The sequence below is a fragment of the Amycolatopsis sp. lyj-84 genome, from assembly GCF_046549075.1.
Classification (GTDB): Bacteria; Actinomycetota; Actinomycetes; order Mycobacteriales; family Pseudonocardiaceae; genus Amycolatopsis.
In genome coordinates this window covers 220,350-241,094 of sequence record NZ_JAJPWO010000008.1, presented here as the reverse complement: position 1 = coordinate 241,094, position 20,745 = coordinate 220,350, and the positions used below count along the sequence as shown (strand labels likewise).

Below are 20,745 nucleotides of genomic sequence, written 5' to 3'. Positions count from 1 at the left end.
GATCGGCGACAGGAGGAGACGACGCGGGCACACGCACTATGGGAGCACACCCACGCCGCATAACGGAACAGCCGTCCGGTTAGAGCACCACTGTCGGGGTCACGACGGTCCGCCGGCATGTCACGTCGCCGAGGTGGATCACGATCTGGGTGGTTCCCTGGGGGACGTTGTCCAGCACGAACCGGCCTCCTTCGTCGGCGGTGGTGGAACTCGTCCCGTGCTCGGCGACGCGAACCTCCACTCCGTACTCTCCGGCGGGCACGAGCCAGCCGTCGATCCGGTGTTTCTTGCCGATCTTGGTGAGGTTGATCATCACGGTCAGATCGCTGACGGTGAAGGTGATCGTGCCGGTGTCGCTGCCGCGAACGCCGGCCGTGGCGTCCATCCGTTCCCAGCGGGCGACCTCGACATCGAGGTTTTCGAGCGCGAGCGCGAACTGAACCCGCTGCACCAGGTCTCCCGGTGGCGGGTCCAATTCGTCCATGAAGCGCCCGATATCGGCGAGCAAGGCCTCATCGCCCGGGGAGGTCATCTCCCCCGGCGTCCCGAGGTCGTTCATCGGCTTCCCCCTTCGTGGGCCAGTAGGTCGCGCATCGATTCGAGGCAACGGCCCCTGGTCGGGCCGACACTTCCGCGCGGCATGCGGAGTGCTTCGGCGACCAGTTGGTATTCGGCCCGCCCGGCGAGCACGGTCAGCCGAAGGAGCTGCTGACAACGGTGCGGCAAGCGGAGGAAGGCGCGCCAGACCCGGCGATCCCGGTCGGCGCGGACGGCTTCCTCCTCGGGAGCCGGGTGGGTGCTCTCCATGCTTTCGGCCAGCTCGTCGGTCAGCGGGACGGGCTGAGCGCGGCGGCCGAAGGGATGCTGTGCTTCGCGTCTGGTGGTGGTGATCAACCAGGCGGCGAGCGCCTTGGGGTCACGAAGCTTGTCGAGCTGGCTGAACAGGGCGAGCCATACCGTCTGGACCACGTCCTCGGCGGTCAGGCGATCGAGCCCGTTCGCACGCGCGACATGCCACACGAGCGGGGTCAGCTCGTGCACAAGTCTGTCCATCGCCTGGCGGTCACCGGCCCGCGCCGCGCGCATGCAGGCGGCATGCAGGTCGGCACCGGTCAGTCCTTCCCATGGCGGGTCTACCTCGGTCGTTTGCACGTCGGTCACCGTATCTGCCCCACTTCGGACGTGTCTTCGTGTCGGCGCTGGCAGTATCGCGGGCCCTTCGGGGAGAAGGAGCGTGCAAGAGGCTCTGGGATACATCAAGTCACTAACTTTTTTGTGGGATTCGGTCGTCCCCCTCGGTCAGGTGGTGAAGGGCAAAGGCACCGGCCGGCGCGAGTAGGTGTGGACTGCGCACCGGCCGGTCCTTTTTTCCCTCCCCCCGGGCCCGCTCCCCAACGGGCCCGCGTCCGGGTGTCCCCCTCCCCCGAAGGAGCACCCGGAGGTGATGCCCGGAGGCCCCCTCGGCCTCCGGACATCACCTGTCTGTGTTCGTTCAGTTCACCGGCGGCTTGGTGCCGTTCGGTTCCCAGTTGCCGTCCGGCCGCGTGCCCGGACGGGGCGGGACGGGTGCCGTGATCGGACCCGGCTTCGGGGTTTCCTCGAGGTCCTCGGTGGCCTTGGCCTCGTCCTCGACGGGTGCGGTGTTGGTCTCGGTAGTCATCGGGTGCCCTCATTTCCTCGACTGCTCCATAGGACGCAACGAGGCTGCCACCAGATACACGCAGAGCCAGCTTTTTCGCAGAAATTTCTTAATCTGTGGCAGGCGAGTGACCTGATCAGCGCTTTTCCGGCCTGATCGTGTCGCTGAGTAGTTGACGGCTCACGTCAGCGAGTTGTTCGGCCCAGCGCCGGTAGCCCTCGGGACCGGGGTGAAAGCGGTCCTCGGCGAAGGTCGCGGGGTCCAGCATCGCGGCGGGCATCGGGACGTGGACGACGCCGGGCAGCAACGCCAGCCGGGCGGCCGCGGCGTCGAGGACGGCCGACCGCGCGCCGAGGACGTCCCGCAGCGGACGCGGCAGTGCGGGGAAACGGTCCATGGGCGGCACACCCGCCAGCACCACCGGGACCCGTCCGGCCCGGCGTCGCAGGGAGACGATCAGGTCGAGCAGGTCACGCCGGTAGCGCGCGGCCGAATGCAGTTCGATCGTGTCGTTGACGCCCAGCGCGATCACCACGAGGTCGGCGGGTTCGAGCAGCGGCAGCAGCTCCTCGCGCACCACCTTGGCGTTGGCGCCGGTCTTGCCGACGGCCTGCCAGGCGACCGCGCGGCCGTCCCGCGCGAGTTCGTCCGCGAGCCGTCCGGTCAATGCCTCGGCGTGCGTCGCCGCGCCGACGCCGTCCACAGTGGACTCGCCGAGTACCGCGAGCCGCAACGGGCGGCCGTCGCCCGCCACGAGGCCGCTGACCGGTCCCGTCGCGCCCGGCAGCCGCGGCGTCGTACGGCGCACCCGGACCGCCTGCGCGAGGAGGATCGGGGCGAGCATCACCGCGCGACTGATCACCGGGCGACTCTACTTCCGCGTTTCGTCCTCTGGTTGCGATCGTTGCGCACGCAACAACCGCAAGCAGAGGGCCAATCGCGGGGCAGGCGCGAGCGCTCTGACCTACTTGCCCTTTTCGGCCCGCATCGCGTGCCACTTCGCGTACATGTCGTTGAGCTCCTTGATCATGAAGCTCAGGAAGTCCCGCATCTCGACGACCCGCTCGCCCGCGGGCGTGTCCGATCCCAGCGCCGCGACGCCCTCGTCGGCGGCGTCGCGCCACAAGGTGATCATGCGGTCGCGCTTCATGAAGGTGGCGTACCAAAGGTCGTCGAAGAGCCGGTAGTGGTCACGGCGCGAGCCCGGTTCACGTTCCTTGGCGACCAGCCCGATCTGCTCCAGCCAGCGGACGGCCCCCGAGATCGCCGCGGGACTCACCGAAAGCTGTTCGGCCAGTTCGGCGGCGGTCAGGCGACCGGCGTCGGTGGTCATCAACGCGGCGAACACCCTGGCCGGCATCCGCTGCATCCCGATCTGGGAGAGCGTGATGCCCAGGTGCTCCACATAACGGCGGACGGCGTCCTCGTCTCTCTGGGTGCTCGAGGCACTCTCAGGCGTCGTCATGAGTACATCCTCTCGTACAACCCCCAGAGTGATCACACCATCCATACGTTTTCTTAACTTCACAACTTCGTGAATTCACTGTACCTTCAGTTGCATGGAAAACGCCATCTCCATCTCCGGCCTCCACAAATCCTTCGGCCGGACCAAGGCTCTGGACGGCCTTGACCTGCAGGTACCCGCTGGGGAGGTGCACGGCTTCCTCGGTCCGAACGGCGCGGGGAAGTCGACCACCGTCCGGGTCCTGCTCGGCCTGCTCCACGCAGACTCGGGCGACGTCCGCCTGCTCGGCGGCGACCCCTGGAAGGACGCGGCGAGCCTGCACCGGCGCCTCGCCTACGTCCCCGGCGACGTGAACCTCTGGCCCAACCTCTCCGGCGGCGAGGTGATCGATCTGCTGGGGCGGCTGCGGGGCGGGCTCGACCAGCGCCGCCGCAAGGACCTCATCGAGCGTTTCGACCTCGACCCCAAGAAGAAGGGGCGCACCTACTCCAAGGGCAACCGGCAGAAGGTCGCGATCGTGGCCGCGCTGGCCTCGCACGTGGACCTGCTGATCCTCGACGAGCCGACCTCCGGCCTCGACCCGCTGATGGAGGCCACCTTCCAGTACGCGATCCAGGAGGAACGCGAGCAGGGCCGCACGGTGCTGCTGTCGAGCCACATCCTCGCCGAGGTCGAGGCGCTCTGCGACAAGGTCAGCATCATCCGCAACGGGCACACCGTCGAGACCGGCACGCTGGCCGAACTCCGGCATCTCACCAGGACGTCGATCTCGGCCGAACTCGCCGGCCCGCCGAACGGGCTGACGAAACTGGAGAACATCCACGACCTCAAGGTCGACGGCAACCGGGTCCGCTTCGACGTCGAAACCCGGTCCCTCGACGACGCGCTGCGCCAGCTCACCCAGGTCGGCGTCCGCAGCCTGACCAGCCAGCCGCCGACGCTGGAAGAACTGTTCCTCCGTCACTACACCACCGAAGCGAGCGCGAAATGACCGCGACGCTGGATCGCCCGGCGGCCGTCTCCGGTCCGTCGCACGGGTTGGTCGGCACCTGGCAGCTGACCAGGCTGGCGCTGCGGCGGGACAGGATCGTCCTGCCGATCTGGATCATTCTGCTCGGGATCATGCCCTCGACGTCGTCGGGAACGTTCGAAACGCTGTATCCGACGGCCGCCGAACGGGCCGGGCTCACCGCGAGCATGGGCTCGAACCCGTCGCTTTCGCTGATCTACGGCCCGGCCTTCGACCTCTCGACCGCGGGCGGGTTCACCGCGTGGCGGCTCGGCGGGTTCCTCGCCCTGATCGTCGGGCTGATGGCGGTCTTCACCGTCACCCGGCACACCCGCGCCGAGGAGGACACGGGCCGCGCGGAACTGCTGGCTTCCGCGGTGGTCGGCCGGTACGCGCTGCTGAGCGCCGGTGTCCTGGTGTCCGCCGGGGCGAGTGTCCTCATCGGACTCGTCGAGACCGCGCTGATGATCGGCGCGAAGCTGCCCGTCGCGGGGTCGTTCGCGCTCGGCGGCGCGACCGCGGCGACCGGGCTGGTCTTCACGGCGGTCGCGGCGGTCGCCGTCCAGGTGGCCGAGTATTCGAGGACGGCCAACGGGATCGGCGCCACCGCCGTCGGGGTCGCGTTCCTGCTGCGCGCGGTCGGCGACTCGACGACGGACGCGACCTGGGTCTCCTGGCTGTCCCCGATCGGCTGGACGCAGCAGATCCGGCCGTTCGCCGACGAGCGCTGGTGGGTGTTCCTGCTGCCGCTGGCCGCGACCGTGGTCGTCGGCGCCGCCGGGTACGCGCTGCTCCCGCGGCGTGACGTCGGCACCGGCATCATCCCGCCGCGGCCGGGACCCGCCGAAGCGGTGACGTCGCTGCGCAGCCCGTTCGCGCTGGCGTGGCGGCTGCACCGCGGTCCGTTGATCGGCTGGCTGATCGGCACGGCGGTCTGCGCCGCGGTGTTCGGCTCGGTCGCGAGCGGGATCGGCGACGTCGTCGGGGAGAGCGAGCAGGCGAAGGAGATCTTCCAGCGCCTCGGCGGCACGGACGGGCTGATCGACGCCTTCATGGCGGCGATGACCGGCCTGTTCGCCATGGTCATCGCGCTCTACGGGGTGCAGGCCGCGCTGCGGATCCGCGCCGAGGAGACCGCCATCCGGGTCGAGCCGCTGCTCGCGACGAGCGTGGGCAGGCTGCGGCTGCTGGGCAGCCACCTCGTGTTCGCGTTCGCGGGCACCGCGCTGATGATGGTGGTCAGCGGTGTCCTCTTGGGACTGTCGAACGGGATGCGGTCGGGCGGCGTCGGCGGCTCCGTCGGGGACATGGTGGTCGCTTCGCTGGCGCAGCTTCCGGCGGTGTGGGTGATCGTCGGCCTCGCCGTGACGCTGTTCGGCCTGGCCCCGAAGCTCTCGACGGCGGCGTGGGCGATCGCCGGGCTGGCGTTGCTGCTCAGCCTGTTCGGCCCGGTGCTGAACCTGCCGCAGGTGCTGATCGACGCCTCGCCGTTCTCCCACGTTCCGAAACTGCCCGCCGCGGAGTTCACCGCGACACCGCTGCTCTGGTTGACCGGGGTCGCCGTGGTCGCGCTCGTGGCCGGGCTCATGGGCTGGCGGCGTCGCGACGTCGGCTAAACCGTGAAGGCCGCTCTTCGGGGAGGGCGGCCTTCACGGTTCTTGCCGTACGTCGCCGCCGGGCGTGACGACCAGTTTCGCGACCGGCACCCCGCCTCCGCACTCCTCGCCCGCCGGGTACGCGATCCCCGGTGTCACGACGAGGAAGCGCGGTTTCCGGTCGTCGAAGGTCACCGTGGTCTTGATCGGCGTGGTCGGCAGACCCTGGATCGGGACGAAGACCTGCTCGCCACCGGGCGCGGATTCGGTCACGCAGTCACCGGCCCAGCACAACTCCAGCGACACGCGCTCGAGCCCGGCGGCCACTTCCCGTGGGATGTCGAGCGAGATCCCCGGCGACAGGGCGATGGCCGGGCAGGCCTTGTCGCCGGATTGGCCGCACGCGGTCAAAGTCGCGAGCAGGAGCACGAAAACGGGGAGCCGCCACATACCGGGCAGACGACGCGAGAGGCCGTTCAGGTTGCATCAATCGCTTCGGTATCCCGTGACCGAGGTGGGCGGGAGCACCGTCGAGGTGGTCGACGGCGTCACGGTACGGGTCACCGTCCGGGGCGCGGGCGTGCTGGTGCGCGTGATGGTGAGCGGTTCCGGGACGACCGCGGGCAAGGTCACCGTGACCGGCCCGACCGAACGGGAGGTCGACGTCGGCGAAGGGGTCGTACTGACTTCGTGGACGCGGGGCTGTGGCTCGCGACCGGCCACCAGGAGGGCGGCGACGAGCAGTCCGGTGGCGAGCCCCGCGAGGGCCGCGACCGTGACGGAACCGGTGGTGGGACCTTGACCGAACATCCGGCACCCCCTCGCCATGCGAAGCGCAGGTACGAGGACTACTCGCGTTGATCTTACTTTTTGTTACGCAGCGTGCAAGTTGAGTCGAGTGTCCGCAAGCCGTCGATCAGGATCCGCACCAGGTGGCGGTCCGGGCGCGAATACCGTTCCGCGGCGAGGCAACCGGCGATCAGGGCGCGCAGGTCTTCGCCGTCGATGTCCTCACGGACCACGCCCGCGGCCTGCGCCCGCGTCAGCAGCGCCTGCAGCGCCGACCGGAAATCGGTGCCCGCGCTCGCTTTGAAGCCCAGCCCCGTCGTCTCCGCGAGCGCGTCGCAGAGGGCCCGGTTGAGGGACGCCTGCTTGACGACGCGTTTGAAGAAGTCGAAGAACACTTCGCCGGGGTCTTCGGCGGTCAGCAGTTCGCGTGCTTCCCGCGCGAACTGCTCCAGGCGCTCCAGGACGACAGCCTGGAAAAGTGCTTCCTTGCTGGGGAAATGCCGGTAGACCGTACCCGCGCCGACACCGGCGAGGCGGGCGATCTCGTCGAGGGGGACGGCGAGACCGTCAAGGGCGAAGGCCTCTTCGGCCGCTGCGAGCACCTTCGCTCGATTACGCCGCGCGTCGGCGCGCAGCACGGGCTTGTCCACTGTTCTCCCCTCAACCGGGTCCGGCGTTCCGATTCAACGCCGCCGGCGGCGGGGGCATTCCTCACTGCACCGCGGTCTGCGTCCCATCCGGTGTGAGCAGGCCCTGGACCGTGGTGAAGAGGTACTCCCAGACACCCGGGATCAGCACCACGGCGGCGACCGCGAACACCGGGAAGATCAGCCGGTTCTCCACGTTCTTGCCGGTGCGGAACCGCAGCGGCTTCGGCGGCCGGATCTCGTACCAGGTCTCGCCCGCGATCGGGATCGGGAACAGGAACGGGCAGCCGGACTCGGTCAGCGCGTCCCCGAGGCAGTGCACGAAACACCCGGCCGCGACGGCGATGCCGAGCCAGCCGGAGATCTCCGCGAGCTGCGCCGTCTTGTCCGGTGGGGCGGTCCACACCCACCACGCGACCGCGGCGCCGCTGACCGGCAGCAGCCAGTCGCCGAGCGCGCCTTCCGCGAGCAGCAGCCCGAGGACGACGACGCCGAACACCGCCCACGGTCCGCCTTCGGTGGTACCCCAGGAGGTCAGGAAGCCGAGACCGACGGCGAACAACACGGTGTGCGAGAGGTGCCGGTGCTTACCGGTGACCTTCTCGTCCCGGGGTCCCTTGGTCAGCGCGTAGAGAGCCGCCGAAACCCGGCGGAGCACCCAGGAGATCGCGCCGGTGAACCAGCCGAGCAGCTTCGACGCGCGAGCGCCCGGATGGTCGAGGTCGGGCAGGAGGGCGAAACCGGCCGTGGTCGCGGCGAACACGACCGACTGGTGCACCGTGCCCGCTCCGACGGCGGGCGCGAGCGCGAGACCCGCGCACCAGCCTGTCAGGGCATGCGTCCGCCCCATCATCGTGCTGCTTCCCCCAGGTGTCGCGGATCACGAGCCCACGACCGTAGCGGGGGATCAGGCGGGGGGCTCTTCCGACACGCTGAGGTGCTCGGCAACGCCGGTGAGCTCGATCACTCGGCTCACCTGCGGGCTGGGCACGACTTCGAGCTCGACGGCCTTCTCGGCGGCCTGGCGCTGTGCCTGGAGCACCACGTTCAGCGCCGAGGAGTCGAAGAAGGTCACGCCGGTGAGGTCGGCGACGACCCGGCCGGACGGTTTGTCCGTGATCAGTGCCCCGAGGGTCTCCTGGAGCTGCGGGCTCGTCAGCAGGTCGAGCTCACCGGTGACCACCACACGCGGTACAGAAGCGTCGGCGTCCAGCGTGATGCTGAAACCGGGCGGCGTGGTGTTCTGGTCCGCTGCGGGCATGCACATTCTCCTCATCAGGTGAGAACCGACGCTCGGCGCCGGAGCTCGCCTGTGGTCTCAAGCTACGGCCGCGTCCAGTCCGGACACGGACGCACGCTCTTCTTCGGCGGGTAGGCGTGGCTGTCCCCGCAACGACAGTCCCAACCCTAACCCAGTCCGGACGGGGCGCCACGATCGCCGTCACGCGCGTCGCCGACCGGTGCCCGGGACGCGCTCAATGCGCCGTCAAGGCCTTGCGCCCCGCGCGGCGTTCCCGGAGGAAGAGCTCGCGGCGCTCGATCTCGCCGAGACCACCCCAGATGCCGTACGGCTCCTGGACGGCCAGCGCGTGCTTGCGGCACTGCGCCAGCACGGGGCAGGCCTGGCAGATCGCCTTGGCGCGGGATTCGCGCCGCTCACGGGCCGAACCGCGCTCGTTGTCCGTGTGGAAGAACAAGCTGCTGTCGGCGCCTCGGCACGACCCACGGAGCTGCCAATCCCACTCTTCCGCCACCACGTTCGGCAGCCGGCTCACGTCAGCCATGTCGGTCCCCGCCTTTCCAGGAGATCGTTTGTCGCGGGTTACATGCCCGCCGCCTGCGCGAGTCAAACGTGGGTTTGGTTTGCTCACACTCAGGGCATCTGACGAGTCGGCAGTGCAGCTTGAGAGAGGAACACACGTGGTGGACAACACCCCGCCCAACGGGGAGGGCGCTCAACTCATCGAGGTACGCACGGCCGCGGTACCGCATGTGGTGCCGACCCTCCGGACGATCGTCGCGGACATCGCGATGCGTCAGGACTTCGACCTGGACGCGGTCGAAGACCTCCGGATGGCGGTGGACGAGGCCTGCTCGATGCTGCTTCCCGCGGCCTCCGACGGCCACCTGACCTGCGTTTTCTCGTGGAAGAACGGACGGATCGAGGTGACCGTCTCGGTGCTTTCGGACTCCCCGGAACACGACGACGAGACCGGTCTGTCCTGGCAGCTGCTCACCGCGCTGGCGACGTCCGCGCGACGGAGTGTCACCCCGGCCGACGGCGGCTACCTGTCCAGGGTGGAGCTCATCCGGGAGAGCGAGGCGGCCCGGCCGTGACCGAACCCGTCGAGCAAGACGGCGCGGACGTCCCGGCCCTGTTCGAGCGCATGTGCGCGCTGCCACAGGAAACCCCCGAACGTGAACGGCTTCGGGACGAACTGGTGCGCGCGCATCTGGAACTCGCGCGCAACCTGGCGCGCAAGTTCCGTAACCGGGACGAGTCGATGGAGGACCTGGTCCAGATCGCGACGATCGGGCTGATCCACGCCGTCGACCGCTTCGATCCCACTCAAGGCAGTGACTTCCTGGCCTTCGCGGTCCCGACCATCTCCGGCGAACTGCGGCACCACTTCCGCGACAACAGCTGGTCGGTCCGGGTCCCGCGGCGGCTCAAGGAGCTGAACGCGAACATCTCGGCCGTGCGCGAAGAGCTGACCGTCCGGCTCTCCCGCGCGCCGAAGCCCAGTGAGATCGCCGCCCATCTCGGCGTTCCCATCGACGAGGTCTACGAGGGTCTTCGCGCCGGCCAGGGCCGGTACGGGGCCTCGCTGGACAACCTCCTGGAGAACTCGGCGCACACCCGCTTCGGCGAGGCGGACGCCAACCTGAGCCAGGCGGAGCTCCGCGAGGCGCTGCGGCCGATGCTGGAACGGCTGCCCGATCGTGAGCGCAAGATCGTCGCGCTGCGGTTCGGTTCCGGGATGAGTCAGTCGGATATCGCCCGCCGTGTCGGGGTTTCCCAGATGCAGGTGTCACGGTTGCTGTCCTCCACGCTCAAGAAACTGCGTGAAGGATTGACCGAGACAGAACTCACCGACGGAGTCTGATTCGACCTTCACCCTTGTGGGTACCTGGGAGACGAACAGCGGATCTGGGAGTCTCTCGTGAGGGGAGGTGCGGAACCATGACGATGTCCAAGACGCGATCGGAGGGCTCGTTACCGGTGGTCTCCCTGCCCCTACCGGTCGACGTGACGGCCCCGGCCGTCGCGCGACAGGCGGTGCGGGCGACTCTGGCGAGCCTCGGCCTCGACGGCCCGGCCGTCGACGACGTCCTGCTCGCGACCTCCGAACTGGTCACCAACGCTTTCGAACACGGTGAGAAGCCGGACAGGCTCGAGGTCGAGTACGCCGAAGGCAGGCTCACCCTGCGGGTCTTCGACTCCGGCTCGGACTGGCCGAAGCTGAAGGAACCGTCGCCGATGGCGGCGCGCAGCCGCGGTCTGCAGCTGGTGCACACGTTGTCCGACGACTGGGGACACGAGCCGTGCGACGGCGGGAAGTACGTCTGGGCCGTGTTCAGTCTTGATCGGGCCGACGCCCGATCCTGAGCGCGGCGTCCGTTTCGGCGATGCGGTCGCGGAGCGATTTCCGCTCCAGGGCCTCGACGGCGGCGACCAGGACCTCCCTCAGCGGGTACGGCAGTTCGGTTTCCAGCTGTTCGGCCGCGGCCTGGGTCGCCGCCCATTCGGCTTCGAGCGTCGGCATCAGCCGTTGCGTCTTCTCGGTCAGGGAAACGATTCTCTGCCGGGCGTCCCTCCCCGGTTTCAGCGAGACGAGGTCCTGGCGCGCCATCTGCGCGACGGTCTGGCTCGCGGCGGAATGCGTGACACCGACTTCCGCGGCGAGATCGCGGATGGGCATCGGCCCGCGCGCGACGATCGCGCGGACGATCGGGGTGAACCGCGGACGGTAGTCGCCCAGCCCGATGTCCTCGAAGAACGCGGAGACATCCGCCTCGGTCAATTCGAGGACGTGGCGAAGCAAGGTACCCATCCCTCGTTCGCGCGGCGGCCTCCCCACCAGCAGATCATAACGACATAATCTCCGGATGACGCCCGAAGAGCTGCTGACGACCACTCGAACCGTCCGCAAACGACTGGACCTGACCCGGCCGGTCCCCCTCGAACTGGTGAAACACGCCCTGCAGGTCGCGCTGCAGGCGCCGAGCGGGTCGAACACGCAGCGCTGGCACTGGCTCGTGATCACCGATCCCGGGCAGCGGGCCGAACTCGGCAAGCTCTACCAGCGGGCGTGCCGCGAGTACCTGGATTCGCCGAACGCGGCCGGGAAACTGTTCGCGGACGACCCGGCGCGTTCGAAGGTGCAGCAGCGCGTCGGCACCAGCGTCGAGTACCTGGCCGACAAGATGGGCGAGGTGCCGGTGCACGTCATCCCGTGCCTGGAGACGAAGACCGCCGAGCTGCCCGCCGGCAACCAGGCCGGACTGTGGGGGAACCTGCTGCCCGCCGTGTGGAGCTACATGCTCGCGGCGCGCGCGGTCACGCTCGGCACGGCGTGGACGACGCTGCACCTCGCGTACGAGAAGGAGGCCGCGGAGATCCTCGGCCTGCCGGAGAACGTGCACCAGGCCGCGCTCATCCCGACGGCGTTCTACACCGGCGACACCTTCAAGCCCGCCGCGCGTCAGCCGCTCGAAGACGTCATGCGCCTGGATCGCTGGTGAGGTAGGACTCCAGCCGGTCCGCCAGGACCTTGGGGTGGCTCAACGGAACGGAGTGCGAGCCCTCGATCTCGTCGGGCGCGAAGCCGAACCGGTCCTGGACGACCCGGCGCTGGAACTCAGGCGTGAAGAAGCGGTCTTCGCGCGCTATGAGCACCTTCGTCGGGACGTCCGGCCACTTCTCCAGCGGCCACGGCTCGCCCCATTCGGCGCTGACCTGGTTGCGGCCGTGCGAGCCCGCCTCCGCGACGAGGTCCGCCGGGACGCCGTTGTAGAACTTCTCCTCGTCGCTGAGGTCCTGGTTGTCGGCGAAACCCGTGTTGCCCCACCAGTCCCCCGGTGACTCGCCCGGCTTCGGGATCATCGCGGTCAGCAGCACGAGCAGCCGCGCCGAGTGCTTCGCGGCGACCAGCGGCGCGGTGAAACCGCCGTAGGAGTGCCCGAGCACCACCAGGTCGCCGCGGTCGCCGATCGCCTTGGTGACGGTTTCGACGTGCTCGGCGAAGCCCGCCTTCTCGTCTTCGATCGGCAGGTTCACCGCGACCACGTCGTGTCCGCGGCCGGTCAGTTCCGCCTCGAGGAGGTGGAAGTCCCAGGCGCTGCCGCCACCGCCGTGGATCAGTACGAAGGTCGCCATCGCCCCAGCTAAGCCGAAGCCGGGGAGATCAGCAACGACCGAGCATGTCGCCGAGCGCGCTCTTCTCCGCCGTGGTGATCGTGAGGCCGTAGTAGTGCTTCACGGTGATCCAGTCCGTGGCGTAGGTGCACCAGAACGAGACGAGCGGCGGCTTCCACTGGTCCGGCGCCTTGTCGCTCTTCTCCTGGTTGACGTTGTCGGTGACGGCGAACAGCTGCGGCCGGGTCAGGTCGTTCGCGAACTGGCGGCGCTTCTCGTCGGTCCAGGACTTCGCGCCGCTGACCCAGCTCTGGGCGAGCGGGACCATGTGGTCGATGTCGACGTCGGTCGGGCTCGTCCAGGTGTCGCCGTCGTAGATGCTCGTCCAGCTGCCGGAGGTCGGGGCGCAGTCGGAACCGGCCTTGACGTCCTTGCCGTCGCGCTTGAGCACGAACTCGCGCGTGTTGCAGTTGTTCCCCTGGTTGTCCCAGTGCGGGTACTTCTTGCGGTCGTAGCCGTCCATCGAACCGCGCGGCGCGACGGCGAGCTCGTCCAGCTGCTTGCGCGCGTCCGCCGCGCTGGCGGTGTTGGCGGGCTTCGGTTGCAGCGCGTCGCCCTTGCCGCTCACGAACCAGAACACCGCGAGAACGACGGCGGCGAGGGTGATCAGCAGGAGCAGTCGCTGAGCCGTGGTCATCTGCCGCGTACGCGTGGCCACCGCGCGATTCCTCTCGACGGGGATGGGGAGTGACCCAGTATCGCCGGGCCCCGCGGGGAAACCGGGAGCGACACGGCGATGACAGCAGGTAGTTGTTGTCACATCGGGGGTCTGATCAGCGACTACCCCTGGGACGCTGCCGGAAGGAGCGGGCTTGTGGGCGCCGAAAAACGCAAATGGAACACCAAGGTCGACGACTATCTGAACCGGAAGGCGGCGGAACGCGGACACGTGATCGCCATGGCACGTATGGGATCCACCGCGCTGGAGCGCGGCGATCCCGACGAGGCCGAGGCGTGGTTCCGCAAGGCCGCCGCGGGCGGGGACCGGGTCGCGATGGGCAACCTGGCGCATCTCCTGCGCGAACGCGGCGCGCCCGAACAGGCCGAACGCTGGTACCGCGAAGCCGCGACCGCCGGTGATTCGCATGCCATGTCGCAGCTGGGAAATCTCTGTGCGCAGCGGGGCAGCCTCGACGACGCCGAGGACTGGTGGCGGCGCGCCGCCGACGAGGGCCGCGTCGAGGCGATGGCGGAACTCGGAAGGTTGCTGCACCGGCGCGGTGCGCTCCGGGAGGCCGAGGGCTGGGCGGGCCAGGCCGCGGAGGCGGGCAACGTCGAAGGGATGATCACGCTCGGCGCCGTGCTGTGCGACACCGATCGGGCGCGTGAAGCGGAACCGTGGTGGCGCAGGGCGGGCGAAGAAGGCGACGCTTCCGCTCTCTGCAAACTCGGCCTCAAGGCCGAACGCCGGAACGACCTCGCGCGCGCCGAAAGCTGCTATCACGCCGCCGCGGCCGCCGGTGCCCCCGAAGCCGCCGTCCGGCTCGGCCTGGTGCTGCACCGGCGCGGTGAGGTCGAAGCCGCCGAACGCTGGTACCTGAAGGCCGCCAAACGAGGCGACGCCGCGGCGATGACCAACCTCGGCGTCCTCGCCAACGACCGGAACGACCCCGGCGAGGCCACCGCCTGGTACCGGAAGGCCGCCGAACTCGGCAGCGTCCCCGCGTACACCAACCTCGGCAGGCTCGCCGCCGACCACGGGAACTTCCAGGAGGCCGAACACTGGTTCCGCGCGGCCGCCGACACCGGCGATCAGGCGGGGCAGCGGGATCTGGAGGAGCTGTACCGCAACCGGCAGCGGTTCTAGACCTTGTCCTGCGCGTCGGTTCGATGGGCTTCGTGATCCAGGCGGCCTCTGACGGTGCAAGCGGCTTGGCCTCGTACCGGGTTGTACTCGGCCAAGCCGCTTGTGCCGTCAGAGACCGCCTGGGCGCGAAGACCGCGGACTGACGCGCAGGACACGGTCTAAGCCTTCCAGTTCCTCATCGCCGCGAAGCCCTCGCGCAGCCGTTGGAGTTTGCGGCTGCGGTACGGGTCCTCGCCGTCGTCGAGCCGCCACCGCTCCTCGACGCCGGCGCGGAACACCGCGAGCCCCTCGAAGCCGAGCCCGGCGGTGAAGTCCGCGATGCTCACGTCGACGCGGCCGGAACCGTCAAGATCCAGCCGTAGCAACCACTCCGCGAGCTCCTTGGGCTCCGGCGGCGAGTCCGCGCAGGCCTCCGCGTACAACGCGAGCGCGCCCCTGACCTCTTCGGCGAGCGCGCCGAACGAGTCTTCGACGAAGTCCAGGGCCTCCACCACCAGCTCGACGATGCGGCACAGCAGCGGCCCGTCCATCACTTCCCTGGCGGTGGCGAGCACCTCGCGGACCTTCCCGGTGTACGCGACCGTGCCCTGGAAGCCGACGAAACCGCGCAACCGCAACGTCCCCTCGACATGACGCCGCAACGCGTCGAGGTCCTCGCGACCGGCCCTGAGCGACAGTTTGCGGAACAGGGCGGGATCCTCGTTCGCGTGCCCGACGAGCAGTTCGACCAGCTCGTCGCGAGCGAGGGTTTCGACGTACCCGCGGATGTCGGCCGCGCCCCCGTCCGCCGCGCCCTCGAGGACCAGCAGGCCGACGGCCACGCAATGCTTGCAGAAGAACCCGTCCGCCGCGTGCGGGCAGGAACACTCGCCCACCAGCTCGCCGTCGACGTCGCGCAACCGGACCGTGTACCGGTCGGTGCCGCTGACCACCGCCGTGACCCCGCCCGCGACGTCGTCCAGCGTCTCCACCGACTCCAGGTACTTGGCCCCGCGCGCGAAGGAGACGTCACCGGCCTGCCTGCGGAGTTCGTCCTCGCTGAACCACGTCACCGGCCCATTGAACCCCCTCAGGTCCGCGGGCCGAGGAACAACCCGCCGCTCGCGTCGAGGACCTGTCCGGTCACCCACCGAGCGTCGTCGGAGGCGAGGAACGCGACGACGTCCGCTATGTCGTCTTGGTTCCCCAGCTTTCGGTGTGCCGTGAGGTTCGCGATCGCGGCCTCCAGCTCGGGGGTGAAGATCCCCTCGTTGGCCTCGGTCCTGGTGGCGCCCGGCGCGACGACGTTGACCGTGATCCCGCGCGGCCCGAGCTGCTGGGCGAGGGTGCGGCTCATCGTCTCGAGCGCGCCCTTGGTCATCGCGAAGGACGTCTGCGCCGGGTTGGCCATCCGCGTGGCGACCGAGGAGATGTTGACGATGCGGCCGCCGTCGTTGATCGGCGCTCGCTGGATGAGGAAGTACGGCGCTCTCACGTTCACCGCCATCAGATGGTCGAAACTTTCGGGCGTGTCCGTCTCGATCGGACCTGCCGGTGGCGCGGCCGCGTTGTTGACCAGGATGTCGAGGCTGTCGATGCCTTCCAGGGCTTTGTCGACGCCCTCCATGGTCGACAAGTCGGCCTGACTGCTGTCCTGCCTTCGGACTTCGACGCCGTCTCTCTCGAGCCTCCGCGCGATCGCCGCCCCGATCCCGCGTGAGGCTCCCGTCACCAATGCCGTCTTCATGCGCACCCCAGATGTTAGTGACTAACACTTTGATAGTGTCTACCACGTGAGCCTCCGAGATCGCCAGCGGGCCGAGACCCGGCTCGTGCTTCAGACACACGCCGTCCGCCTCTTCACCGACGTCGGCTACGACGCGACCACCGTCGCCGACGTCGCCGCGGCGGCCGGGGTCTCGGCGATGACGGTGTACCGGCACTTCCCCACGAAGGAGGACCTGGTCCTCTACGACGAGTACGACCCGGTGACCGCTTCTGCTGTCGCTGCTCAGCCGGCCGGTCCTTTGCCTTTGCGGATCGGGCGCGCTTTGGAGTCGACTGCTGCTTTGGGGTCCTCGTCGGAGAAGGCGTTCCTGCTGGCGCGACTGCGGCTGATGATCTCGGTGCCTGCGCTGCGGGCGCGGCATCTGGACAGCCAGTACGCGACGGCTGATGCGATCGTGGCCGCTCTTTGTGGGGCTTCGCCGGCGCCTGAGGAGGAGTTTCGGGTGCGGGCTACGGCTATGGCTTGCCTGGGGGCGGCGCATGTGGCGCTGATCCGGTGGGCTGAGACGGACGGGGAGGGGGATCTGGCGGGGTTGATCCGGCAAGCTCTCAGCAGTGTCTTTGAAGATTAGCTAGCCAACCAACCCTTGAAGACCCGCGTCAACTCGCCCTTGAGGTGTTCAGGGGCGCAGTAGATGAGCGGACCTGCCATCGTGCGCCCCACCCCCACTTTCGGCGCCGCCTCAATCGGAGCTACGACGAACGCCTCGCCTTCGTCGATGAGCAAGGTCCTAGCCTCAACCAGGTACGCCAGAGCCTGGTCGTACCCGCTACGCAAGTAGGCGCCCCTGTCGGTGTACTTGCATTCAATGACCACGCCACGCTTATTTACGTGATCTATCAAGAACAGGTCGGCACCCCGAACATAGCCACGGCGCACCAACCCGCAAGTCGCCTCAACATACGGCTCAGTTTTCTTAGTAGAACTCCAGATCTCCGCAGCTTCGAACCATAAGTCCCAACCAGCAGCGCCGGGAACCTCTACCCGGAACGCGGGGCCGTGCGAGCGTCCAGCCAAGGGACGGCGACTGACCGGCCTGCACTTGAGGTCCCGCAGCACCCCGAGCATCGTTCCCAGCACGCAAAGATGGAAAAGTCGCCACCTGAGGTCGTCGTCGGGAGCCAGTAGCTCAGCGGCAAGCTGAGCCAGGTCAGTGGTTTCTTCCTGTCGAAGCAGGTCGGACAGACCTCCGACCACTCGCCAAAGTGGTCCAGCGCGCCGAATTCCTTCCACCATCAGCAAATCCGGTGGCTCGGACTCTGCACCTTGCAGTTCCGGCCTCGCCACCAGATCTTCCAGCGTCGCCAGCTGGCCTTGCACTCTCTTTCCGATCGTTGGCCGCATCTCCTTGGCATGGAGGTGCACTTCGATGAGACGCTCAACAGTCCAACGCAAGGTGCTCAACAGCTCATCGTCCACTCCACGACGGCGAACCCGCCCGGAGAACTCGGTGGGCGGCCACCCTTGTCGGCGAGTGTTGGCCCAGTTGATGGCACCGCGCGGTGACCGACTGCGCACGGTCTCCGCCTGTGTAGCCACCGGCAGGACGTTCAACCAGTCCTGAAGGTTCTCGGGCAACTGCTCGATAAGTGGCCGACATTGCTCGAAGAGAATGAGGTGAGCGCGACGCTCAACGTCCTTCTCTGTCCACTCGAAGGCATCCTCACTGAGGACCGCGGCAAGACCAGCGTACAACTCGCCCTTGCCAGACCAGCTGCGGAAAAGTTCGACAAGACCGTCCTCGGGAAAGGACAGCTTCTTCGTCATCGAAGAGCCTTCAGGTGGTCCAGCACCCATGCCCACTGATCGCCCAGCACTTCAGCAGCTCCGAGCTCAACCCCCAGTCTGCCGAGCCTGCTTCCGTCATAACCGGACAGCCAGGAACCCACACCGGCCAGGTAGCCCTCAGCAACCAACTGTGCGAGGTCGGAGCCAGACTCTGCCAGCAACCCAGCAGCCACATAGTCCGAAACGTCGAGGAGAGCGGCGGGGCCCATAGGATCCAAGATTTCGACCTGCGCAGCGTAAATACTTTCCAGGATGCCTCGAAGGCGACCAGCTTGAGGCTCTGGAACTGGCACATCGGCTGCGGTGATCCTGTTCGTCAGCGCAGTTGAGAACTCGTCTCCTGTCGGCGCTGACACAGGAACATGGCCGAAGCGCCGACCGAGTGCCTGCCCGAACCGAAACACGCGTTGCGCATCGACGGCGTTATAAGTGCCGATGAGGCGCCAATCGGTTCCAGCCACGTAGTAGATCGGTTCATTCGACGGGCCCCCCGACCGAAGACGTTCCTCGCCGACGACGATGCTCTCCGGATCCGGGCCCCAAGTGAGGTAGATCGGGCTGGACTTCGGATCTGCACTGACGCGGCCGACCATGACCTCTTTCCCCGAGAGCCAGGTGAGCAACCCGCCGAAGATCCGGTCCAGGTCAGCTCGGTTGGCCTCGTCGAGGACCAGCCACTGGTCTTCTGCGATGGCTTCCAACACGTGTCCAGGACTGAATCGCAGACGCCCATCGTCATCGACGGTTTCCCCACCGACAAGGTCACGGGTGGTCCACGACTCATCCGGAGTGACGATGAGTGGATCGTGAACGAGCCCCATACCGAACGATTCGGGGTCTTTGCCGATCTCGTCGATCAGCTCGCCGACCAACTGCGTCTTTCCGGTACCAGGCGGTCCCACCAGCATCACCGACTTGCTGGACCGCACCGAGAGTCGAAGCATTCGGCGGATCCGCTCATCGATGACCAGCGGGTGCGCAGGCGCCCTGACCTTGCGATTTGTCACCACGACACGTTCTAGCGTCTTCCCGAAGAACTTGGCGAGCTCTTCGGCGGACGTGATCTCGGCCCCGCTCTGCATGCCGACCCACTTGACGCTCCAGTCAGCTTCCTCTTGGCCGACAAGAAGCGCGGCTGGCGTGTCACTCGAGCGGAGATACTTGCGTAGCTCGCTCACTGCGCGATCGGTGTCGACCGAAGGAACGACGACTGCGACGACTTCAGCATTCTCGACTCGCGTCGATCGTCTCAGCTGTCCGGCCAACTCGGCCGCCCTGCCGATTTGAATTGCGGCAACGCGAGTCGCCCGGATGACGCCAACGCCGGCCAAGTAATACTCGAGGCGCGAGAACCTGGTCCCGCTGGACGATTTCAGGTCGACCTCATCAAGACCGTCTCGGAGCAGCCTCTCAGGCGTCCATTCCGCCGCTTCAGTCATGACACCGACGGTACCGGCGGGCACTCAGCCCGGTCTCACGCCACGCGCAGTGACGAGCCCGCGCCCACACTTTCTCGATAACGGACACGCTTCACGCTAGTAGTTGCGCGTACGCAACCTTCGCGCCACTACACTCAGTCGTCTGCGTCACACGGAGGGGTGGTTGTGGACGAGAACGGCCTGCACGAGCAGCTTCGTCATCTTCAGACAGAGAGGGTCGGAGGGCACCACGCGCTCCACAAGCCCTTGTTGCTACTCTGGCTCTTTGGCCGATACCTCGATGAGCGATCCCACGCTACGAGTTTCGAAGCCGCGGAGGCTCCCCTCGACCACTTGATCGACCGGTTCAGTCCGCAGAAGGTGCCAACATCACGGCCCTTCTGGGAACTCGAACGGACCCTGTGGGCTCCCTTCACAGAAGACGGGTCGCCCTTGGCCGAAACTCCTCGCTCAGCGAAGTGGTTGCGAGACAACGGCGCACGAGGCGGCCTCCGTGACGAAGTGCTGAACGTCCTCGACGAGCCTCGTGGCATCTTCTCTGCTGCCGACGTGCTCTATGAATACTTCGCCCCCGGTGTCATCGATGCGGTCCGAAGTGCAGTCAGGCTCGTCCCGCCAGTGTTTCTCCGCCCTGCCGCACTGAAACGCGAAGCACCGAAGACGACCACGAAGCTTCCTCAGACAACGCGTACCAAGAGCCGTGAAGTTCCAATCGAGTTCGAACGGTCCGTGCGCAACGCAGTCTTCGAGTGGCTCGAAGACCTGACGGCCCAGAACGGTGGTCCGATCCCGTTCTCACAGATGACCAACTTCATCTTCGACGGCACGCGCATCGCGGTCCTCGATCCGCAGCGTGGAATCCATAAGCCCGCCCAGCTCGGCGCGGCATTATGTATCAAGACGGTTTACAGGAGATCAGGAGAGGCTCGCCCGTATGAGGACGAGCTCGACAGCAACGGACGCATCCTCCGCTATAAGTACCGTGGAGAAGATCCTTCACACAAGGACAACATCGCACTACGGGATGCCTTGGACAAGAAGCTACCGCTGTTCTGGCTCAAGGGAATAGATCCCAAAGCGAACTACGAAGCGCACTTCCCACTATGGCTGACCGCGGAGAGGTCAGAGCAGCACCTCTTCGAGGTGTCGTTCGAAGGACCTCCGACGGACTGAACCAAAGCGCCACGACCGCGTGTCCATCGAGCCGTGGCCGACGATCCTCCTCCCGACACGAGTAAGAGCGCCTGCCGAGGCCGTGCTCACCTCGATCTCACCCATTCGGCCCAGGCGGACCAGACACGACCGGCCTCGCCCAGCCTGCGTCAGACGTCGCCGGGCTCGACTCGCCGGCATCCGACGAACGTCTTGATCGTCGCCCAA

Annotated in this window: 27 protein-coding genes; 10 read left to right on the top strand and 17 right to left on the bottom strand. The window is 67.6% G+C overall.

Translation table 11 applies throughout. From position 1 onward, the window contains the following. Nucleotides 1–79: 79 nt before the first annotated feature. The 5 genes from ACLJRM_RS24970 to ACLJRM_RS24950 all read right to left on the bottom strand — a co-directional run bounded on the left by ACLJRM_RS24970 (nt 80) and on the right by ACLJRM_RS24950 (nt 3,104). On the bottom strand, nt 80–559 hold the full coding sequence (locus ACLJRM_RS24970) for a hypothetical protein (protein ID WP_007030725.1): 480 nt from the start codon (nt 557–559) through the stop codon (nt 80–82). Then, on the bottom strand, nt 556–1,161 hold the full coding sequence (locus ACLJRM_RS24965; RefSeq protein ID WP_101611873.1) for an RNA polymerase sigma factor: 606 nt from the start codon (nt 1,159–1,161) through the stop codon (nt 556–558). The genes ACLJRM_RS24970 and ACLJRM_RS24965 overlap by 4 nt, the downstream gene beginning before the upstream one ends. Before the next feature lie 331 nt (nt 1,162–1,492). Continuing rightward, nucleotides 1,493–1,660: a hypothetical protein gene (locus ACLJRM_RS24960; protein ID WP_168214467.1), complete on the bottom strand. Its 168-nt coding sequence runs from the start codon at nt 1,658–1,660 to the stop codon at nt 1,493–1,495. 115 nt (nt 1,661–1,775) lie between these two features. Next, entirely contained in the window at nt 1,776–2,501 is a 726-nt protein-coding gene (locus ACLJRM_RS24955; protein WP_410664426.1) for an SGNH/GDSL hydrolase family protein, read from the bottom strand. 102 nt (nt 2,502–2,603) lie between these two features. Then, nucleotides 2,604–3,104 carry a GbsR/MarR family transcriptional regulator gene (locus ACLJRM_RS24950; RefSeq protein WP_410664425.1) on the bottom strand — a complete coding sequence of 167 codons (501 nt, stop codon included), beginning with the start codon at nt 3,102–3,104 and terminating at the stop codon, nt 2,604–2,606. A gap of 94 nt (nt 3,105–3,198) precedes the next feature. Here ACLJRM_RS24950 and ACLJRM_RS24945 point away from each other — a divergent pair, with 94 nt between their 5' ends. Both ACLJRM_RS24945 and ACLJRM_RS24940 read left to right on the top strand, forming a co-directional pair. After that, nucleotides 3,199–4,095: an ATP-binding cassette domain-containing protein gene (locus ACLJRM_RS24945; RefSeq protein ID WP_410664424.1), complete on the top strand. Its 897-nt coding sequence runs from the start codon at nt 3,199–3,201 to the stop codon at nt 4,093–4,095. Next, nucleotides 4,092–5,729 carry an ABC transporter permease gene (locus ACLJRM_RS24940; RefSeq protein ID WP_101611869.1) on the top strand — a complete coding sequence of 546 codons (1,638 nt, stop codon included), beginning with the start codon at nt 4,092–4,094 and terminating at the stop codon, nt 5,727–5,729. The genes ACLJRM_RS24945 and ACLJRM_RS24940 overlap by 4 nt, the downstream gene beginning before the upstream one ends. A 33-nt stretch (nt 5,730–5,762) precedes the next feature. On the opposite strand, the gene ACLJRM_RS24935 is transcribed toward ACLJRM_RS24940, so the two are convergent. Continuing rightward, nucleotides 5,763–6,158 (bottom strand): hypothetical protein, encoded by a 396-nt coding sequence (locus ACLJRM_RS24935; RefSeq protein ID WP_101611868.1) that lies wholly within the window; start codon nt 6,156–6,158, stop codon nt 5,763–5,765. A gap of 55 nt (nt 6,159–6,213) precedes the next feature. Between ACLJRM_RS24935 and ACLJRM_RS24930 the strand changes: the two genes are divergently transcribed. Beyond that, entirely contained in the window at nt 6,214–6,510 is a 297-nt protein-coding gene (locus ACLJRM_RS24930; RefSeq protein WP_158255747.1) for a hypothetical protein, read from the top strand. A gap of 61 nt (nt 6,511–6,571) precedes the next feature. Here the strand turns inward: ACLJRM_RS24930 and ACLJRM_RS24925 are convergent, their stop codons facing one another. The 4 genes from ACLJRM_RS24925 to ACLJRM_RS24910 all read right to left on the bottom strand — a co-directional run bounded on the left by ACLJRM_RS24925 (nt 6,572) and on the right by ACLJRM_RS24910 (nt 8,928). After that, on the bottom strand, nt 6,572–7,147 hold the full coding sequence (locus ACLJRM_RS24925) for a TetR/AcrR family transcriptional regulator (protein WP_410664423.1): 576 nt from the start codon (nt 7,145–7,147) through the stop codon (nt 6,572–6,574). 61 nt (nt 7,148–7,208) lie between these two features. After that, complete coding sequence (locus ACLJRM_RS24920; RefSeq protein ID WP_410664422.1) at nt 7,209–7,994, bottom strand: metal-dependent hydrolase; 786 nt, start codon at nt 7,992–7,994, stop codon at nt 7,209–7,211. A 57-nt stretch (nt 7,995–8,051) separates the two neighbouring features. After that, nucleotides 8,052–8,405, bottom strand: a complete 354-nt coding sequence (locus tag ACLJRM_RS24915; RefSeq protein ID WP_101611865.1) for an STAS domain-containing protein — start codon at nt 8,403–8,405, stop codon at nt 8,052–8,054. Between the two features lie 214 nt (nt 8,406–8,619). Next, complete coding sequence (locus tag ACLJRM_RS24910; protein WP_101611864.1) at nt 8,620–8,928, bottom strand: WhiB family transcriptional regulator; 309 nt, start codon at nt 8,926–8,928, stop codon at nt 8,620–8,622. 136 nt (nt 8,929–9,064) lie between these two features. Between ACLJRM_RS24910 and ACLJRM_RS24905 the strand changes: the two genes are divergently transcribed. The 3 genes from ACLJRM_RS24905 to ACLJRM_RS24895 all read left to right on the top strand — a co-directional run bounded on the left by ACLJRM_RS24905 (nt 9,065) and on the right by ACLJRM_RS24895 (nt 10,754). Further along, on the top strand, nt 9,065–9,481 hold the full coding sequence (locus ACLJRM_RS24905; protein ID WP_101611863.1) for an anti-sigma factor: 417 nt from the start codon (nt 9,065–9,067) through the stop codon (nt 9,479–9,481). Next, nucleotides 9,478–10,251, top strand: coding sequence for a SigB/SigF/SigG family RNA polymerase sigma factor (locus tag ACLJRM_RS24900; RefSeq protein ID WP_174720497.1), 774 nt, complete (start codon nt 9,478–9,480; stop codon nt 10,249–10,251). The genes ACLJRM_RS24905 and ACLJRM_RS24900 overlap by 4 nt, the downstream gene beginning before the upstream one ends. 77 nt (nt 10,252–10,328) lie before the next feature. Then, nucleotides 10,329–10,754, top strand: a complete 426-nt coding sequence (locus ACLJRM_RS24895) for an ATP-binding protein (protein ID WP_101611862.1) — start codon at nt 10,329–10,331, stop codon at nt 10,752–10,754. Here the strand turns inward: ACLJRM_RS24895 and ACLJRM_RS24890 are convergent. After that, on the bottom strand, nt 10,723–11,199 hold the full coding sequence (locus ACLJRM_RS24890; protein WP_410664421.1) for a MarR family transcriptional regulator: 477 nt from the start codon (nt 11,197–11,199) through the stop codon (nt 10,723–10,725). The genes ACLJRM_RS24895 and ACLJRM_RS24890 overlap by 32 nt on opposite strands. Before the next feature lie 55 nt (nt 11,200–11,254). On the opposite strand from ACLJRM_RS24890, the gene ACLJRM_RS24885 reads away from it, so the two are divergent. Beyond that, complete coding sequence (locus tag ACLJRM_RS24885) at nt 11,255–11,890, top strand: nitroreductase family protein (RefSeq protein ID WP_410664420.1); 636 nt, start codon at nt 11,255–11,257, stop codon at nt 11,888–11,890. Here ACLJRM_RS24885 and ACLJRM_RS24880 read toward each other — a convergent pair. Both ACLJRM_RS24880 and ACLJRM_RS24875 read right to left on the bottom strand, forming a co-directional pair. After that, nucleotides 11,868–12,524 carry an alpha/beta fold hydrolase gene (locus tag ACLJRM_RS24880; RefSeq protein WP_410664419.1) on the bottom strand — a complete coding sequence of 219 codons (657 nt, stop codon included), beginning with the start codon at nt 12,522–12,524 and terminating at the stop codon, nt 11,868–11,870. The two genes, ACLJRM_RS24885 and ACLJRM_RS24880, sit on opposite strands and share 23 nt — an antisense overlap. Before the next feature lie 28 nt (nt 12,525–12,552). Next, on the bottom strand, nt 12,553–13,221 hold the full coding sequence (locus ACLJRM_RS24875) for an HNH endonuclease family protein (protein ID WP_101611858.1): 669 nt from the start codon (nt 13,219–13,221) through the stop codon (nt 12,553–12,555). Nucleotides 13,222–13,377: 156 nt separating this feature from the next. Between ACLJRM_RS24875 and ACLJRM_RS24870 the strand changes: the two genes are divergently transcribed. After that, nucleotides 13,378–14,370, top strand: a complete 993-nt coding sequence (locus ACLJRM_RS24870; protein WP_101611857.1) for a tetratricopeptide repeat protein — start codon at nt 13,378–13,380, stop codon at nt 14,368–14,370. Between the two features lie 158 nt (nt 14,371–14,528). Here the strand turns inward: ACLJRM_RS24870 and ACLJRM_RS24865 are convergent, their stop codons facing one another. Both ACLJRM_RS24865 and ACLJRM_RS24860 read right to left on the bottom strand, forming a co-directional pair. Further along, on the bottom strand, nt 14,529–15,422 hold the full coding sequence (locus tag ACLJRM_RS24865) for an SWIM zinc finger domain-containing protein (RefSeq protein WP_410664418.1): 894 nt from the start codon (nt 15,420–15,422) through the stop codon (nt 14,529–14,531). 17 nt (nt 15,423–15,439) lie between these two features. Further along, nucleotides 15,440–16,096 (bottom strand): SDR family oxidoreductase, encoded by a 657-nt coding sequence (locus ACLJRM_RS24860; protein WP_410664417.1) that lies wholly within the window; start codon nt 16,094–16,096, stop codon nt 15,440–15,442. Nucleotides 16,097–16,142: 46 nt separating this feature from the next. Between ACLJRM_RS24860 and ACLJRM_RS24855 the strand changes: the two genes are divergently transcribed. Further along, a complete protein-coding gene (locus ACLJRM_RS24855; RefSeq protein ID WP_410664416.1) occupies nt 16,143–16,709 on the top strand; it encodes a TetR/AcrR family transcriptional regulator in 567 nt (188 codons plus the stop codon). On the opposite strand, the gene ACLJRM_RS24850 is transcribed toward ACLJRM_RS24855, so the two are convergent. After that, nucleotides 16,706–17,905, bottom strand: coding sequence for a hypothetical protein (locus ACLJRM_RS24850; protein ID WP_410664415.1), 1,200 nt, complete (start codon nt 17,903–17,905; stop codon nt 16,706–16,708). The two genes, ACLJRM_RS24855 and ACLJRM_RS24850, sit on opposite strands and share 4 nt — an antisense overlap. Next, a complete protein-coding gene (locus tag ACLJRM_RS24845; protein WP_410664414.1) occupies nt 17,902–19,365 on the bottom strand; it encodes an AAA family ATPase in 1,464 nt (487 codons plus the stop codon). The genes ACLJRM_RS24850 and ACLJRM_RS24845 overlap by 4 nt, the downstream gene beginning before the upstream one ends. Before the next feature lie 165 nt (nt 19,366–19,530). On the opposite strand from ACLJRM_RS24845, the gene ACLJRM_RS24840 reads away from it, so the two are divergent. After that, the gene (locus ACLJRM_RS24840; RefSeq protein WP_410664413.1) at nt 19,531–20,538 is read left to right on the top strand and encodes a hypothetical protein; all 1,008 of its coding nucleotides are present in this window, start codon (nt 19,531–19,533) and stop codon (nt 20,536–20,538) included. Nucleotides 20,539–20,745 lie beyond the last annotated feature (207 nt).